This window comes from Streptomyces sp. NPDC054887, assembly GCF_053610585.1.
The window spans coordinates 77,771-93,226 of sequence record NZ_JBSGYQ010000010.1; the positions used below are offsets into that span (position 1 = coordinate 77,771).

The 15,456-nt window shown below is 69.0% G+C and carries 17 protein-coding genes and 2 pseudogenes; 8 read left to right on the forward strand and 11 right to left on the reverse strand.

Annotated features, from left to right (window positions below):
• Positions 1-121 precede the first annotated feature (121 nt).
• The 7 genes from ACWGH0_RS08165 to ACWGH0_RS08195 all read right to left on the reverse strand — a co-directional run bounded on the left by ACWGH0_RS08165 (position 122) and on the right by ACWGH0_RS08195 (position 4,742).
• Entirely contained in the window at positions 122-286 is a 165-nt protein-coding gene (locus ACWGH0_RS08165) for a hypothetical protein (protein ID WP_453403332.1), read from the reverse strand.
• Between the two features lie 5 nt (positions 287-291).
• Positions 292-1,392, reverse strand: coding sequence for a radical SAM protein (locus ACWGH0_RS08170; RefSeq protein WP_453403393.1), 1,101 nt, complete (start codon positions 1,390-1,392; stop codon positions 292-294).
• 187 nt (positions 1,393-1,579) lie between these two features.
• On the reverse strand, positions 1,580-2,107 hold the full coding sequence (locus ACWGH0_RS08175) for a hypothetical protein (RefSeq protein WP_453403333.1): 528 nt from the start codon (positions 2,105-2,107) through the stop codon (positions 1,580-1,582).
• A gap of 130 nt (positions 2,108-2,237) precedes the next feature.
• A complete protein-coding gene (locus ACWGH0_RS08180; RefSeq protein ID WP_453403334.1) occupies positions 2,238-2,663 on the reverse strand; it encodes a hypothetical protein in 426 nt (141 codons plus the stop codon).
• 31 nt (positions 2,664-2,694) lie between these two features.
• The gene (locus ACWGH0_RS08185; RefSeq protein WP_453403335.1) at positions 2,695-3,153 is read right to left on the reverse strand and encodes a hypothetical protein; all 459 of its coding nucleotides are present in this window, start codon (positions 3,151-3,153) and stop codon (positions 2,695-2,697) included.
• A 117-nt stretch (positions 3,154-3,270) separates the two neighbouring features.
• Positions 3,271-3,810: a hypothetical protein gene (locus ACWGH0_RS08190; protein WP_453403336.1), complete on the reverse strand. Its 540-nt coding sequence runs from the start codon at positions 3,808-3,810 to the stop codon at positions 3,271-3,273.
• Positions 3,807-4,742, reverse strand: coding sequence for an ATP-binding protein (locus ACWGH0_RS08195; RefSeq protein WP_453403337.1), 936 nt, complete (start codon positions 4,740-4,742; stop codon positions 3,807-3,809). The genes ACWGH0_RS08190 and ACWGH0_RS08195 overlap by 4 nt, the downstream gene beginning before the upstream one ends.
• A gap of 217 nt (positions 4,743-4,959) precedes the next feature.
• Here ACWGH0_RS08195 and ACWGH0_RS08200 point away from each other — a divergent pair, with 217 nt between their 5' ends.
• Positions 4,960-6,333 carry a hypothetical protein gene (locus ACWGH0_RS08200; protein ID WP_453403338.1) on the forward strand — a complete coding sequence of 458 codons (1,374 nt, stop codon included), beginning with the start codon at positions 4,960-4,962 and terminating at the stop codon, positions 6,331-6,333.
• 67 nt (positions 6,334-6,400) lie between these two features.
• Here ACWGH0_RS08200 and ACWGH0_RS08205 read toward each other — a convergent pair whose 3' ends face one another.
• Positions 6,401-6,664 carry a hypothetical protein gene (locus ACWGH0_RS08205; RefSeq protein ID WP_453403339.1) on the reverse strand — a complete coding sequence of 88 codons (264 nt, stop codon included), beginning with the start codon at positions 6,662-6,664 and terminating at the stop codon, positions 6,401-6,403.
• A gap of 500 nt (positions 6,665-7,164) precedes the next feature.
• On the opposite strand from ACWGH0_RS08205, the gene ACWGH0_RS08210 reads away from it, so the two are divergent.
• Positions 7,165-8,766, forward strand: coding sequence for an ISL3 family transposase (locus tag ACWGH0_RS08210; protein WP_453403340.1), 1,602 nt, complete (start codon positions 7,165-7,167; stop codon positions 8,764-8,766).
• 54 nt (positions 8,767-8,820) lie between these two features.
• Entirely contained in the window at positions 8,821-9,258 is a 438-nt protein-coding gene (locus ACWGH0_RS08215; protein WP_453403341.1) for a DUF4259 domain-containing protein, read from the forward strand.
• Positions 9,259-9,272: 14 nt separating this feature from the next.
• On the opposite strand, the gene ACWGH0_RS08220 is transcribed toward ACWGH0_RS08215, so the two are convergent.
• Complete coding sequence (locus ACWGH0_RS08220) at positions 9,273-9,548, reverse strand: protein-L-isoaspartate O-methyltransferase family protein (protein ID WP_453403394.1); 276 nt, start codon at positions 9,546-9,548, stop codon at positions 9,273-9,275.
• A 273-nt stretch (positions 9,549-9,821) separates the two neighbouring features.
• Between ACWGH0_RS08220 and ACWGH0_RS08225 the strand changes: the two are divergent.
• Positions 9,822-10,178: pseudogene (locus tag ACWGH0_RS08225) on the forward strand (relaxase domain-containing protein); the annotation flags it as partial.
• Between the two features lie 54 nt (positions 10,179-10,232).
• Here the strand turns inward: ACWGH0_RS08225 and ACWGH0_RS08230 are convergent.
• Positions 10,233-10,667 carry a hypothetical protein gene (locus ACWGH0_RS08230; protein WP_453403342.1) on the reverse strand — a complete coding sequence of 145 codons (435 nt, stop codon included), beginning with the start codon at positions 10,665-10,667 and terminating at the stop codon, positions 10,233-10,235.
• 316 nt (positions 10,668-10,983) lie between these two features.
• On the opposite strand from ACWGH0_RS08230, the pseudogene ACWGH0_RS08235 reads away from it, so the two are divergent.
• A pseudogene (locus ACWGH0_RS08235) lies at positions 10,984-11,323 on the forward strand (hypothetical protein).
• A 509-nt stretch (positions 11,324-11,832) separates the two neighbouring features.
• Here ACWGH0_RS08235 and ACWGH0_RS08240 read toward each other — a convergent pair.
• Positions 11,833-12,525 carry a hypothetical protein gene (locus tag ACWGH0_RS08240; protein WP_453403343.1) on the reverse strand — a complete coding sequence of 231 codons (693 nt, stop codon included), beginning with the start codon at positions 12,523-12,525 and terminating at the stop codon, positions 11,833-11,835.
• 263 nt (positions 12,526-12,788) lie between these two features.
• On the opposite strand from ACWGH0_RS08240, the gene ACWGH0_RS08245 reads away from it, so the two are divergent.
• From ACWGH0_RS08245 to ACWGH0_RS08255, 3 genes are all read left to right on the forward strand, one after another.
• Positions 12,789-13,097 (forward strand): hypothetical protein, encoded by a 309-nt coding sequence (locus ACWGH0_RS08245; RefSeq protein WP_453403344.1) that lies wholly within the window; start codon positions 12,789-12,791, stop codon positions 13,095-13,097.
• A 279-nt stretch (positions 13,098-13,376) separates the two neighbouring features.
• Entirely contained in the window at positions 13,377-14,453 is a 1,077-nt protein-coding gene (locus ACWGH0_RS08250) for a replication-relaxation family protein (RefSeq protein ID WP_453403345.1), read from the forward strand.
• A 153-nt stretch (positions 14,454-14,606) separates the two neighbouring features.
• A complete protein-coding gene (locus ACWGH0_RS08255; RefSeq protein ID WP_453403346.1) occupies positions 14,607-15,086 on the forward strand; it encodes a hypothetical protein in 480 nt (159 codons plus the stop codon).
• Positions 15,087-15,456 lie beyond the last annotated feature (370 nt).

Consider the following 15,456-nt stretch of genomic DNA (forward strand, 5'->3'; position numbering starts at 1 on the left):
CACCCCCAAGCGCACCCGCACGCCCACCCGAACGCCTGGCCCGACCCCCCCACCCACCAGCTCACCCCCCACGGCCCCCGCCCCCCCCCCGGGGGGCGCCCACCACGGTCTCACGGGAAATCTAGTACGGCTGGTCGTCGCCCGCATTGCACGAGCACATGACGGTTTCGATCAGCTCGTCCAGGTCGCCGACGATGGTGATCTCGTCGTCGGAGAGCGGGCGCGGACTGATGGTGACGGGGACCGGTGCCGGCTTGGTCTCCGGGGTGGTAGCTACAGGGCTCATGACGGTTACCTCTCTGCGTGTTGGCAGTACCTGTTCCGTGGTGCCTTCGCCTCCTGGTAGAGCTTGGCCAGCGGCCGACAAGTCCAGCAGGTGCCGGACAGTTGGCAGCCGGAGCATCCACCGGTGCGAAGCATGAGTGAATCGGCGATGTCGCCGAGTCGGGTGAGCCCTTCCACGCCTTCCTCGATGAGGTTGATGTTCGGGTCGCGGCCGACCTTGCAGATCGAGGCGATACCGAACGGGTCGGCGTGGAAGAAGGTGTGGCCGGCGTTACAGCCGCTGAAGGGCTTCCGCTGGCGCAGGAAGTCCTCCGCCTGGGTCGGCAGGGGGTCAGCGCTGCCGCCGATGGTGGGCGCCATGTTCGAGTACGTCTGGTGCGGGAAGCCGTAGCTGTCGGCGAGCTCCCGCATGGCGTCGAGCTCGTGCGCGTTGGCATCCGCGACGATGAGGTTCAGCCGTACGGGCAGCTTCGCCTCCCGGGCGGCGGCCAGTCCTCGGGTGAAGCGACCGAAGGCGCCGCGGTTCCGCGTGAAGCCATCGTAGGTCTCTGCGGTGGCGCCGTAGACGCTGAGCGTGAGCCGGTAGGGGCGCTGGCGGCTGAGCAGGTCGAGGATCAGCGGTTTGGCAAGCTGTGACCCGTTGGAACTGATGGCGATCATCATGCCCAGCGCGTGGGCGCGGGCGTACACGGCCGCGAAGTGCCGGTCGATCAGTGGCTCACCTCCCGTGATCTGGAGCCACACCACCCCGGCGTCTCGCATGATCTCTAGCAGGCGTGACTTGTGGTCGAAGGACAGCCCTTCGAACTTCTTCTGCCCGAGGTAGCAGTGTGGGCAGTCGTAGTCACACCCCTTGTTGATCTCGTACGAGGCACGGGCGTACCCGTAGGGCGAGGGAGTACGGACGAGGACCGAGTCGCCGGTGGAGCGGCCGGCCAGGTCCAAGCCCCAGGCTTTGCGTGCGACCTCCTCGGCCCAGCCGGGTACCGGCAAAGCGTTGTCGGCAGCGTTCTGGATCTCCTGGTATCGGGCGGTGCCGATACGGACGCCGGATGCCTGGCCGGGGCGGAGGAGTAGATGCTCGCCTAAGAACGGGGCCGCGATCATGTCATGGTGCGTTGTCACTGATCCCACCTCTTCTGAGTGGTCGACGGACGCTGGACTGGAGGGCTTGAGCGGGGGCCCGTACCCGCCGGGGAGAGCTGTGAAGCGGTACGGGCCCCCGTTCCCGTGCGGCGGACTCGGAGTCTCGCCGGCCGGGACCGGCCGCGTGAATCGGCTCACGCGGCCGGGGTCAGTGAGATCGGACCAGCGGTCCGCTCCGGTGCCGGGTGCGCTCGGGTGCGTCCCATTCGCCGGCGAGCGTCCACGGCCAGGGGATGAGCCGGGCGCAGAGGTAGACGGTGTGGGGGATGGTGCTGGCTTGGACCTTGTTGAGGAGCTGCTTCTCCCACACCGACCAGGCGGGCGCGTCCATGCCCAGCTCTGCGGCCAGGTCGGCAGAGAGCCACCCTGCGGCCAGCCCGCTGACCGTCCAAAGCATGGGGCCGTCCAGGATGATCTCTGTGCGGCGTGGAAGCGGCGGCGGAATCTCCTGATGGACCACGGCCCGGTAGACGAGCTCGGGCCACCGCTTCGTACGAGCTCGCATCTTGGTCTTGACGCTGTCCGCGTAGTGCCCCATGTCGCGCCGCTCGTAGCCCCATGCCCTGTGACGCCTGCTGTCACCGAGGGCGAAGCTCGTAAGGAACGCCTTCTCGACCGGGGTCAGCGGGTGTATGGCGGGCGCGTAGTGAGGCGGCGCCGGTAAGGGTGCGAACACGGGGCTACTCCCATGCTTGGGTGACGATCAGTACGGGCGGCCTCTGCGAGGGGCATGTCCCCCTCCATGGCCAGCAGACGAGCCATCAACGGCTCCGGCCCCGGCCGGGGCCGGAGGAAGAATGGCACCTTCACGGCCACCCGCGATCTGCCGCCGGTGCCGCATCGCGGGCGATGGCTCTCGCGGCCAGGCGGTCGTGAATGCGCCTCTCAGCCTCTGCGCCCACCGTGCTCAGGGCTCGGACCAGGCGGGCGAGGTTCTGCGCGCGCAGAGCGTCTCTCCTCGCCGCGGCCTTGAGTCGCCGGTCGGCCTCCCCCTGCGTGACGACAGCGCGCCGGCGGATCGCGTCATCAGGCGGCAGAGCCCAGATGTGGGCGGCGAGGTCATCGCGCAGGGCCACAGCGTGCTGGGTGAGCTGCGTGATCGCTGCCTCAACGGTCTCGGAAGGCGGCTCTTGCCTGTCGCGGGTACTGAGATCCCAGCCCAGCACCGTGTTCGCCAGCGCCACAATCTCCACTGGGTACTGCGCGGTGCGTGTGCTCGGCTGGCCAGTCATGCCGAAGGCTCCTTTCAGGGGAAGGGCGGGGTTAGGCGCTGACGTAGTAACCCGGCCCATGGGGACCGTGCTCGTCGTGGCGCAGCGTGCCGTCGGCCACCAAGTGGCGGAACGCGCGCGGTATGCACTTCGGCTGGACGCCATGCGCGACGGCGAGGATTGAGGTCGGGATCGCCTGGCCCCGGTGGTAGACGCCGGCCCTGACCCGTGCTCGAACTTCCTTGACCAGGTACACGTCCTCGGGATGCACCTCGCCGGGCGCCAGGACCTCGCCGCGCTGGTGCATGCCCCAGACGATTTCACCGGCGCCGTCCAGGTGGACCAGTGCTGCCTTCAAGGTCGTGTACGGCACCGAGAGATCGTGGGCCAGGACGCGGGCGCTCGGGAGGGGGCCGCCCGGTGAGCAGTGCTGCGCGATGTACTTCCTGACCAGCCAGACGGCAGACGCCAGGCGCTGCTCCATGCCCCGGTCCACGGTGTCGGTGCGCATCGTCGTATCCGTATCTCGTCTCGAAGGGACCATCGCTGCCGGAACCGGATCCGTTCCGGCAGCGGGGGAGTGAACCGTGTCGCTGGCGTCCGAGGGCAGCGCCAGCGACACGGAGTCTCAAAGGGTGGTGCCGAGCTGGGCCGCGAGAGCGGCGTGAGGCGTCGGCTCGGGGCTGAAGTGGGTGAGGGCCTCGCGCAGCGGTCCGGCCGGCACGAGTCGGTCGCTCGCTGATCGCCGCAGCCAGTAAGGGCCGGGTGGCCTGTTGGTGCTCAAGGAGGGCAGGGTGATCACGTGCGGGGCGCCGAGGCATACGGCGTGGGAGTGAGGGGCCCACCGGCTCGACGTCCCGGGCGGGACCAGCCAGTACAGCCACCCGTTATCCGGGTCTGCGATGACCGGCCCGCATCCGTCTTGGACGACGTCCATCCGTGCGACGACGTCGTAGGCCTGGGGGCCTGCGCCTGTGATGACGACGTCGAACAGGCTGCCTCCCAGGCGCACGCGCGTGTCGCGGCGGGCCCGGACGTCCATGAGGGTTCGGAGTAACTCGGCCAGGTCGGCCATGTCGGCGGCCGGTTTCCGTGTCGGTCCTGACTGCTCGATCAGGTGATTCATCACCTCTTCGCCGGTCCGCAACGGCGTGGTCACGGCGTTCACAGCCCTACCCGGCCCTGGCGCATGGTGGCTCGCACGGTCTTGCCGTGGGAGCTACCCGGGAACCACGTAATGGCAGCCCCGAGGCGCTGCGCGCCTACGAGGCCCCGCCCCAGCTCCCCGTTGACGGCCTTCTCGAAGTCGGGGAACGACGGGTTCGGATCCGTGACGTCGATGAGCAGGTCGTGCGCCTTGGTGATGCGGAACCAGACGCCGACCTCGTGCCCGGTCTTCTCCGACAGGCCGCCGTGCTGCAGAGCGTTGTGGACGAGTACGTACAGAACGTCGATGGCGTCGCTCTGGTTGCCGTGCCAACTCAGCACGGTGAGCAGCATCCGGCCCCTGATCCGTGCCATGCTCACCGCGCTGGAGTCGGCGGGGAGCCGCAGGAACGCCTCGTGTAAGACCGACGTGGTCTCTGCGGGGCCGGCTTCCACCTCCGTACGTCCTTTGGCCACGGCGAGAGTGCACCAGGTCGTCGTGCCGTCGGGGCTGACGCCCCACTCCTCGGCCATGGCGTCGACGATGAGGAGCCCGCGGCCGTTCTTCTCCGTGTGTGTAGCGCGGCGCAGTACAGGACGCTGGGAAGAGCCGTCGCGCACCTCCATAACGAACTTCCCTCCGGTGAGGTACAGGCGCACACCGACGTCGTTGCCGTTCCCATACCGGAGGGCGTTGGTGACGAGCTCGGTTAACAAGAGTTCGGCGGTCTCCACGAGGTCCGGCCAGCCCCAGTGCTGCAGGATGGCTCGGACCACACGGCGAAGACGCGCCGGCCAGATGGCGTCTGCCTTACACAGCTCTTCCGTCCCGGGAACTGAGCCCCGTTCGAAAGACATGTCGAAGCCGTCACGCACCGCACGAGGTTTGGGGCTCGCCCACGTGGTGATCGCAGTCGTCGACATGCCGAGTCCTCCGAATTGGGTCATGGTCATCCGTGGTCGGGTGGGCCGCTGCTGTGACGCCAGGCAGCGCAGCGGCCCACCCTGGGGGTGACGGACAAGAGAGGCAGAGACTCCCCAGTCGGGGCCTTCTCTTGCCCGCCGAGATCAGTTAACTGCCGCTCATCAGCCAGGCACAGCCTCGGCAAGGGGTCTAAGCGTTCAACGCGTTCAACGGCTCAACTAGGCCATTCAGAACTAATGTTGAGACATGACCCGGTCGGAAAACACGAAGCTCGCACGCGCGATCGAGCAGTCAGGCTTGAGCTACAGCGCAGTCGCGCGCGGGGTCCAGGCGCTGGCAGCGGCGTCTGGCGACCCTTCTATCCGCACGAGCAAGTCGAACGTGTCGTACTGGGTCCAAGGAACGCCGCCCAAGCCCAATACCGCTCGCTACCTGCACGAGTTCCTCTCGCGCCAACTCGGCCGCACGATAACTCTTCGTGATCTGGGCCTCTCCACCCCCGATGACTGTTCCGAGTCGACCGACTTGGGGCTTACCGTCGAAGATGACCCGGTGGAGACGCTGGGGCGGATTGGGAGAGCTGACATCGAGCGACGAACCTTCTTGACCACAGCCGCTTACTCCGTGGCCGGAGCCGCCCTGCCCCTCGGGGTAGCCGGCGAGATCCAGTCCCGCACCGCGCGCGCGATCACCGGCGGCATCGCTGGCGCCGCCGAGGTGGAGGCCGTCCGTGACATGGTGAAGATGTTCACGGCAATGGACGAGCGCCACGGCGGACAGCACGGACGCAGCACAGTCGTCCAATACCTCACCGATGACGTGCAGTGCTTGTGTAACTCGCGCTTCCGAACTGAGGCCCTTCAGCGAGAAATGTTCTCAGCAGCCGCCTCGCTGGCCTACCTAGCCGGATGGAAGGCTTACGACGCCGGCGAGCACGGCCTGGCGCAGCGTTACTACCTTCAGGCGTTCAGCCTGGCGCGCTCAGGTAATCCCGCTGATCAGGCGTACGTCCTGCGCATCCTCGCCCACCACGGAATGGACAACGGCCGGCCGGAGCACGTGCTCGGGCTGGCAGATTCTGCGCTCAGCATGAGCCGTGGCACAGATCCAGCAACCGAGTCGCTGTTCGTCATCTGCCGCGCCCGCGCGCTCGCCGAGTCGGGGAAGGACGCTGACGCTCTGCGCGAGGCGGACCGTGCCCGCGACCTCGCAAGGGAAGGGCAAATCGGGGACATGACGGGGTGGGCAGCACTGTGGGGAGCGCCCGCAGCAACGGTCAACTCCCACACGGCGAAGATCTACGAGCGTGTCGGCGATCACGTAGCCGCCGAGCAGCATCACGCCCACGCGAGGAAGCGGTACGGATCGACGGCACATCAACGAATTGCCGCGCTGTCGGCCGCGGCCGAAGGCCACGCCCAACTACAGCAGGGGCAGATCGAGGCGGCGTGTGCAACGTGGGACAGGGCGTTGGACACGATGACCGGTATCCGCTCCTCCCGAACGCGAAAGGCCGTCCAGTCGATGCGCTCCGACCTTGGCCGATTCCGGACACGAGGCGCTCGTCCGGCCCTGGAACTCGATGAGCGAGCTCGAACCTGGCTGCGTGAGGCGGTCTGATACATACGGCGGAGATGTGGAGCCGGGGTGAGCAGCACACTCAGTGAGTGAGGGACCGCTGACGCGTCTACGGAATGCGAACCCTCGTCTCTGTCGTTGCCCAGCGCACCCCGGTGTCCTTGTCGCCACTCCAGATGTACTGGTGCTCTGGGGTGCGCGTCATGCCGAAGTCGTAGAGGCCCGGTGCGCCGGCGTCCTGCCACCTCTGCCATGCCTGCTCAGGCTCTTCGGCCAGGCGCCGGGGGCCGCCCTGGTACGCCACAGCGGGGCCAGCTTCCGGAGCTACGAGCGTGGCCCAGGAGGAGTGACCGTCGTGGAGCCAGGCGGTCACGCCCTGGTCGACCTCCGTCGATGCGAGCCTCGGGCAAGGTGACGCGCAGGGCGAACCGCAGGTTCCAGTCCGCGTGTAGTGGCTGCAGGTCTCGGTTGATGGGGTCTTCGGCCTCGGGGAGGCCCTGGCCGCGGACTTGGTCCCACGGCTTGCCCTGGTCCGTGCCGCGGTTGGGCATGAACATTGCGAGGCCCTGCATCCATCCGCTGGCCGACTGGCCGTCAGGGGCAACGGTGAGCGCCACATGACCGAGCCGGCCCCAGGGGGTAACGATGCGGCCTCCCGGCCGCACCTGCTCTACCCATGGCCACGGCACGAGGTCGACCGCGTACGTCGCGATGCGACGGTCATATAGCCGATGGCTCTGTCCATGAGAACGGGCTCTGGCTCAACTTCTGTGACGCGGCCACTCTCCGTGACTGCTGGGCCTCTTCGAGCTGTGGGTGAAGTCGCCTGAAAATGATCCCTGGGCAACGCAGTTGGGCTGAATGTTCAGGGCCGTGGAAGAGGTCCTGCTCCGGCTCAAGGAGTTACTGTTCCCGTCGATCGCAGCCATCGCGGTGCTGTCGGTAGACGTGAACATCGCGATCGTGCGCGTTGACGCGCAATGCACCGCCGAAGGCGCCGTGTGCCCAATCTGTGGCACCTGGTCGAACCGGGTTCACGGTTCCTACCCGCGGTTTCCTGCTGATGTTCCCAGCGGAGGCCGACGGGTTGTCCTTCAATTGAAGGTCCGACGGTTCACCTGTGGAAACTCGGACTGCGCACGCCGTACCTTCGTCGAGCAGATACCGGGCCTGACGCGCCGGCACAGTCAGCGGACCGAACGGTTGCGCTCGACCCTGGCGTCGGTCGGCTTGGCGCTCGCGGGCCGGGCCGGGGCCCGTATCGCCGGCGTTCTCGGCGTTTCCGTCAGCCGCAGCACGGTGCTTCGTCTGGTGGACGCGCTTCCCGAGCCCGAGGTGGCCGCACCACGGGTTATCGGCGTTGACGAGTACGCGACCCGGAAGGGCCGCCACTACGGCACAGTCCTCATCGACATCGAGACCCGCCGCCCCATCGACCTGCTGCCCGACCGGGAGGCGTGCAGCCTGGCGGCCTGGCTCGCCACGCGGCCGAGCGTTGAGGTGATCTGCCGTGACCGGGCGCCGTTCTTCGCCGAAGGTGCCACCGTCGGCGCTCCACAGGCGGTCCAGGTCGCGGACCGCTGGCACCTCTGGCACAACGTGAGCGAGGCTGCCGAACGGGCCGTCGCTCAGCACCGCCGCTGCCTCCGCGCCCTTGTCACGGCCGCCCCCGATCCCGATCCGGAGCCTGCGCCGGAGAAAGATCCCTCTGGCTCGCCATGGCCGACCGGCCATCGTTTCGCCGACCGCACCAGGGCCCGGCACGCCGACGTCCACGCACTGCTGGAAGCCGGGCACAGCCGTCGCTCGGTCCAGCGGCAGCTCGGAATGACCTGGCGGACCGTCAAGCAGCTCGCCGAGGCCAAGGCTCCGGAGGAGCTGTTCACCGGCCAGTGGCAGAACCGGCCCTCGGTCCTCGATGATTACAAGCCCTACCTGGACGACCGGTGGAATGAGGGCTGCACTAACGCCTGGAAGCTGTGGGAAGAGATCGTGCCGCTCGGCTACAAGGGCAGCTACCAGCGCGTCCGCGCCTACCTGCACAAGAAGCGCACTTCCCCACGACCGGTAGTCGCCCGGCCGCCCTCACCCCGAACGGTCGCCGGATGGATTCTCCGGCGACCGGAAACCCTTCCCGAGCCCGAACAACTGCTGCTCAAAACCGTGCGCACCCACTGCCCCGAGATCGACGCGCTCACCCGACACGTCCGCGCTTTCGCCGTCATGCTGACCGAGCGCCAGGGCGAGCGTCTTCCGGACTGGCTCGTCGCCGTCCGGCAGGACGATCTGCCCAGTCTCCACACCCTTGCCGCCGGCATCGACCGCGACCGCGATGCCGTCATCGCCGGTCTCACCCTGCCCTGGAGCTCGGGCGCAGTTGAAGGCCATGTCAACCGCATCAAAATGATCAAGCGGCAGATGTATGGACGCGCTGGCTTCAACCTCCTGCGCAAGCGGGTGCTGCTTGCCCCCTGAGCGCACTGTCAGTGGCCAGTGCGACGATCCCCAGACGACCGCGCGAGGAGAGACATGGGCACTTGGGACATCGGCCCCTTCGACAACGACACCGCCGCCGATTTCGCCGGTGACCTGGACGAGGCAGCACTGGAAGAGCGCGAAGCCATGATCCGGGGCGTGCTCAAGCGTGCCGCCGGGCCCGCGGACTTCCTGGGTATCTACGACGGCGAGCGAGCCGTGGGCGCGGCGGCTCTGGTCGTTGCCCAGCATTCTGACTGCGATCGGCCGTGTTCGAACTATGGCCCTTCGGAGCCGCTACCGGAGTTGCCTGCAGACCTTCGAATGCTCGCCGTCGACGCCCTGGATCAAGTGGTTTCCAACCGGTCTGAACTCGCCGAGCTGTGGGCCGAAGCCGCGAACTGGTCGAAGTGGCGCCAGGACATCACCCGCCTCCGCGACGTCCTCGACCCTCCGATCCCGCCACAAGAGGAAGTCCTGTTCGAGATCTAATCGGTGACCCGCAGTCACGGATCACAGAACCTGAGCCAGAACCCCTTCTCATGAACAAAGCCAGGCCGATGAGGCGAGAAGCCCTGGGTGCCGTCGCCCACCTCCACGGCCACCTCGGCGCCGACCGCCTTGAGGCACTCCCGCGCGGCATTCGCCAGGTCCGGGTCGGCCTCCCCGCTGGTCACCTGGCCCGGTCCGGCGCGTGCGCTCAGCAGCGCAGCGTTCCAGCCGAGTCCTGTGCCGAGCTCCAATACGCGGTGGCCGGGTTCTGCCATCAGGGAGTCGAGCATGTCCACCACGACTGACTGTGGGAAAGCCCCCGCCACCGCCCAGCGGCACTCGCCGGAAGTAGAAGCCCGTGGACGAGTTCACTGCAGCACGGCACCGGCTGGCGCACGTCGTGGACGCCCGAGGTGCCTGGCCCGCTGGTTCCCCGTGGGTCCGCCAGGCTGTCGAGGATTTGCCGCGTCACCGCTTCACCCCTGGACGAGTGTGGTCTGGGACGGCTCGGAATAGGCATCGGTAGGGCTGCCGAGTCGAAGCACCTCCTTCACGATCATGCGATGGTCTCGATCCGCGCCCGGCGGCCGGACCCCAAGGAATCATGGCAACCTGTCGGCGGACACGATGCTGGCTCACATCGTCGCGGCCGACACCCTCTACACCCTGTACTCCATGGAGGAGGTGTCCGCCCGGCTCGGGTGGGCTGGGAGCCGCGCGAGGTGACGCCCAGCCGCCGGCCCGTCATGGAAATTGCTGGGATCGACCAGCGGCTCATCAGCTGGCAGTCGACCCGACGCCAGCAGATCGAGGACGCCATGTCCGTCCTGACAGCCGCGTACGAGAAGAAGCACGGGCACACGCCGGGGGAGCGGGCCGCCCACGCGCTGGGCTGCCAAGCCGCCGACCGCAGCCGCCCGCCCAAGCGCACCGAGCTGCTGTCGCTGACCGAGCTGCGCAAGCGGTGGCGCACCTCAGCGATCCGGGCCTACAGCGCCGACGTCGTCGACCAACTCGCACAGCGGGCGCGGGTGGCGGCCGCGGCGGTATGGGCGCGGGTGCGGCCGGTGGTCAACATCGTCCTGGCGGCCGTCGACGTCGTCGCCGTGGTGTACGTGATGCGTGGCAGCTTCAAGCGCCACCACCTGCTCGCCGAAGCGCGCCGCTATCTCTCCTACGTCCTGCGCGGCCAGCCCCACCAGGCGGGCCTGGACGAACAGATCGTGCAGACCGTCGTCGACTACACCCGCCCCGTCGGGCGGGGCCGGATGATGACCGCCGGTCTGCGCGCCCTGTACCCGCGCGACACCGATGACCAGGCCGTGCTGCGCCCGCTGACCCGCAACCGGATCGCTCCTCTCTACGAGCGGGCTCGCCTGGCAGCCGGAGCGCTGAGTGCCCGGGTCCATGCGGTGCGCCGCTCGGAGCGCCTGGGTTCCCGTGCCCGCACACCGTCGCCGTGCCCGGCACCTCGAGGTCTCGCCCGCATCCGTCGCGCACGGCCCGGAAGGCCGGCCTGGGCCAGGAGCAGAAGCGGGAACCGATGTCGCCGCGCTGGAGCAGACCCGCGCCACGATCGCGGCCGCCGCCAAGATGGCCGCCAAGCTCCAGGACGGTGTCCGTCAGCGGGCCGTCGCCACCCGCCCCGGCGCCGTCCCCGCCGTCACACACCCAGCAGCCCGGCGTGCAGCAGACGCCGGGCCGGACACCCACTGGAGGAGTCGCATGAGCACACCGGAGGAGAACCCGGAGATTCCGGGACTCGAGGACGCTCTCGCCCGAGCCCGCGCAGCCCACAAGGAGATGGCCGCCGCGCTCGACGAGGACCAGGAGCCCGGGGTGGCTGCCGGTCTGGAAGCGGCCCCGGAAGCACAAGTCGAAGGCGGTGCAGAAGCTGGAGGTGCACAAGCAGCGGCGGCGGCTCCAGGACGCCGGGAAGCGCCGCCTCGCGGCCGGGGAGTCCCGCCGGCCCCGGTCCCGGCAGAACCGGATCGGCATCGCGGCCGCGCGCCGCGATGCCCGCGCCCTGTCCCGGGTGCGGCATTCAAGTGCCTGGCTGTGGTGACGATGCCGGGCATCGTCCACCGAGTGGACCGCTCGATGTTCAGCATCCAGTGGACGATGCCCGGCATCGGGTGCAGAACATCGGGTGGACTCCACTCCCGTGCGCACCGGATGACGGTGGACTCCACTCCCGTGCGCACCACGATGTTCCGCACCGCACCCGGTGCGCCTCGCGACGATGCCTGGCACTCTCGCGCGCACCACGATGTCGAGCATCCGATGTTCCGCACCGCACGCGATGCGCACCGCCCGGATCGCGCGCACCAGTCGACGATGCCGGGCACTCTCGTGCGCACCACGATGCCCTGCATCCGATGTTCTGCACCGCACCCGGTGCGCACCGCCCGGGTCGTGCGCACTGGCGGCCCGACCCCTTGTCCGCCTCCGGCCGGGCGAACCGGCCCCCCTTGTCCGCCTCCAGGCAGGCCAGCCGGAGCGAGCGCACGTTTCCCCTTGACCACCTTCGCTACCGGAGCGTTTCCCCTTGACAGAGCCGGTCTCGGCCGCCGATCAGATCGAAGTCAAGGGGGTGTGTGATATAGGAGTCCGCCCCCACCTGAGGACGGCGATCAGCGACATGATGCGCGCACTCGATACACGCGACGCACGGTGCGCACCGCACCTTCCGATAGGTGGGCGCACCGGATGCGCGCGGCACGGTCCACGGTGCGCAGGGAGCACCGCACCTCCCGCCGGTGGCGCGCGCACGATGCGCATCACCGGCGGGCTCGGTGCACACTGCACGCCGGTGGTGCGTTCCACGGGTGCACCGGCCGGTGCGGGGTGCACTCCGATCGCCTGCTCTATCCCGATGGCCTCCAGTTGGCGGAGTACGCCGGTGACGTTGCCGGGCTCCTCCGTGAGGATGTTCTGGGTGAAGCGGACGATGGTGTCGGCGATGCCCGGCGCATTGGCCAGGCACTCGCCGTGGCAGAGGAGCTCCAGCAGCAGTCGCCCGAGTGCCGCTGCCAGGAAGGAGTGCGCGCACGGCTCCCTGTCGCAGTCGTCCACGGCGGTGACCGGGATGAAGACGCGCGCGGCGCCGTCCAGGAGCAGCGGGTGGAGCTCCGGGCCCGTGTCGTTGGCGACCGCGCAGGCGGTGTCGATGTCGTCGGCCTGCAACGCCCGGATGTAGGCGAAGGCGTCGGCGACGTCTTGCGGTTCCATCGGGGCGAGCGGCGCGGTGACGGTGTTCTCGGGCATGAGGGCTCCTCACGTACGGGCCGCCCTACTGATCGCGGCGACCTCACAACCGATGCTCTGGGCGCGGCCCTGTGGACAGAGTCCGCGCACCGACGGTGAGCGCCGTCCCGCGGCCGTCGCGCCGCGTTTCCCCTTGACCACGTTGGCTACGTGCGACATACCGCCGATTTCGATGGGGGGAGAGATCTCCGTCCCGGCACGCTGAGCGACGACCCGGGGAAGAGCCGCTGCCGCCCGGGGCGCGCCGCTGGGAGACTTCGTGGATGACCACGCAGCGGCTGCCGTTCCCGCTCCCGGATGAACGCGCCCACCACTTCGTCGACAGCTACGCCGACATGCACGACCTCGTTGAGGACCTGGTCGTGCCCGACGGCGCTCCCGAGGCCGCGGAGACGGTTCTGCGCACCGCCCGCGAGCTGCTGCGCCAGTCGTACTACTGCAACGAGTTCTCCACCGTGGCGGTCATGCACTCCCTGATCGCTGTCGAGATCGTGCTGCGCGACCGCATCCCGGACGCGGGCAAGAAGCCGCTGCACGGGCTCATCAGCAGGGCGCCGACGCATGCATCCTGACGGCTCGGCAGGCGGAGTACCTCGACTACGGTCGGCAGATCCGCAACGGCATGGCGCACGGCAGGACCACGCACGCGGTGATGCCGCCGGCCATGGCGGCGGAGATGGTGACGACCTCGTTCACGATCGTCTCCGAGCTCTGCGCGGCGCCCGCCGGATGATCACGGCTCGGTAACGGTGCTCGGGCGGATGTCACACCGTTGGATTTCGCCACACCTCTAGCAAGTGACGGGGGATTTCCATCCGGGCCCCCGCGCTACCTGCGTGAGGAGCCTCGCCATGACGTACACCAGCAGCGCCCGGCAGCCCGATCCGGAGCCGCGCCTGACCTGGACAAGGGGTGCTGAGCGCCCTGTGGGCGGCCCGGAATCCAGTGCCGCGTCCAGTGCCGTGAACGATTCCAACGTCGTTCCCATCACCGCAGCCCAGCCTGCCCGTAAGGGGGCCTCACGGCAGGCTGACACCTCTCTAACTTCACCTGAGACACCGGCGAAGGGGAAGAGGTCTACTCCCACAGCCGGGAAGGTGAGGGCTGATGCCTTGAGGTTGCTGGGGTGTGTGCGGATAGCGACGGTTCGGCAGATGGCTCAGGTGATCACGAAGGATGAGTCGGACGGCCGGTCGTACGTGCGCAGGGCGATGAAGCAGTTGGCGGAGCTGGGGCTGGCGGAGACGAACGGCAAGGTGGGCAAGGAGCAGATCTGGAACCTGACGGTGGCGGGGCAGAAGGCTCTGGCTGCAGGCAATGAGCTGCCGCCGCGTCCGAAGGCCGGCACCGGAGCGAAGGCCGTTCGAGCCGGGTTCGGCCCTCACGCTGTCGCGGTGACGGAGTTGATCCTCGCCTACACCGACACGGTCCTCTCCGGCCGCCGCGAGTACCTGACCGACTGGCAGGTGGAGGTCAACCACGCCATCAGGGAGACCGGCCTCAGCTTCAACACCGACGCCGTCCTCGCCGTCCCGACCAAGACCAGCGAGGTGCGTCTCTTCGAGCTCGACAACGGCACCATGTCCCAGGCCCGCCTCGCGAAGGAGGTCTGGGACTACGAGCGCTACGCCGGGCACCGCACGTGGGAGGGAGCCCGCGGCACCAACGGGCGCACGTTCCCGTTCTGGCAGCGCCACCGCTACACCCGCTCCGAGCGCTTCCCGCTGCTGTATGTCGTCCTGGCGGGGAAGGAGGAGCACCTGCTCGACAACCGCCGCCAGGCGCTCACCGCCGACGTGAAGGGCATTACCGTCGCGGTGTGGGTGAACACCTTGCCCCGGCTGATGCGCGGCGAGCCCTGGTACGAGATCGGCGTCGACGACCCGGACCGGCGCCGCCAGCGCTATCCCGAGCCTGTCGGCCGCTGACGCCACGCGCGACGCCGGACACGCCCCCGTTGTGGAGGGGCTGTCCGGCGTCCGGCCCGGCGGGCGGAACGGGCACCGAAGTCCCCGCGCCACCGCGCGGGACAAACGGGCCACCCGACGGCCACAGCCCAGAGGAGGCCGTACACAAGCCGTATGAAACGCAGCCGAGAAGAAGCCATCACCCCCGGCCTGCCGGGTGATCTGTGGCACGCCCTGGCCGAACTTCAGCACACCCATCCTGACCCGGTGGGCCGCGTCGGGCCGCTCGCTCGTCCGGCCGGACTGCTGTCCTTCACCGCGGCAGCCGACACCACCCTCGCGGCCCGGGTGCAGCTGACCGGCGCGGAGACGATGCACCAAGTGAACGAGACGCTCCGCGCGATGACCGGCAACCTCCCCCACGCCCACGCCCACGCCCACGTCACCGGCCCCGGCGTCGCCCTGGAGCTCACGCTCGGCAGACGGCAGGAGCTCCCGATCCACGCGGCGCACACCACCGGCCTCACCCGGCTCTTCCGACACGCCGCCGGAACCATCGGCGCCCGCAGCACACCAGGAGGCGGCCGGTGCTTCCACTGCCACGGGACCGGACGTGCCCGCCCGCTGTGGGAGCCGGCGGCCGGGCAAGCCTGAGCGGCTGGGCAAGCTGCCCCGAACGGCGGCTTGCGCGGCCTACCCACCCCGCCCCCGGCGCGCTGAGGTGGTGCCCGTCCGGCTGGACGTCCCCGCCGGGCTCGCTAGGGAGGCACCGGTGAAGACCTTCACGACGGGGGAGACGGCCATTCGGCGCGACGGCACCGCCCCGGGCACGTGTGGAGCGAGCAAGCACTACGCGTCCTCACCGACACCAGCGAGGCGCTGGTGACCGCCTGCGCGCCCGGTGCTCAGGCGCTGTGGCCGGCCCTGTACACCGAGGCCCGCGCCGACGGTGACCGGTCGGTCCGTACGGAGACGTTCGACGCGATGGCGACGGGGGAGTGGGGGCTCGCGCTCGGCAGGCAGC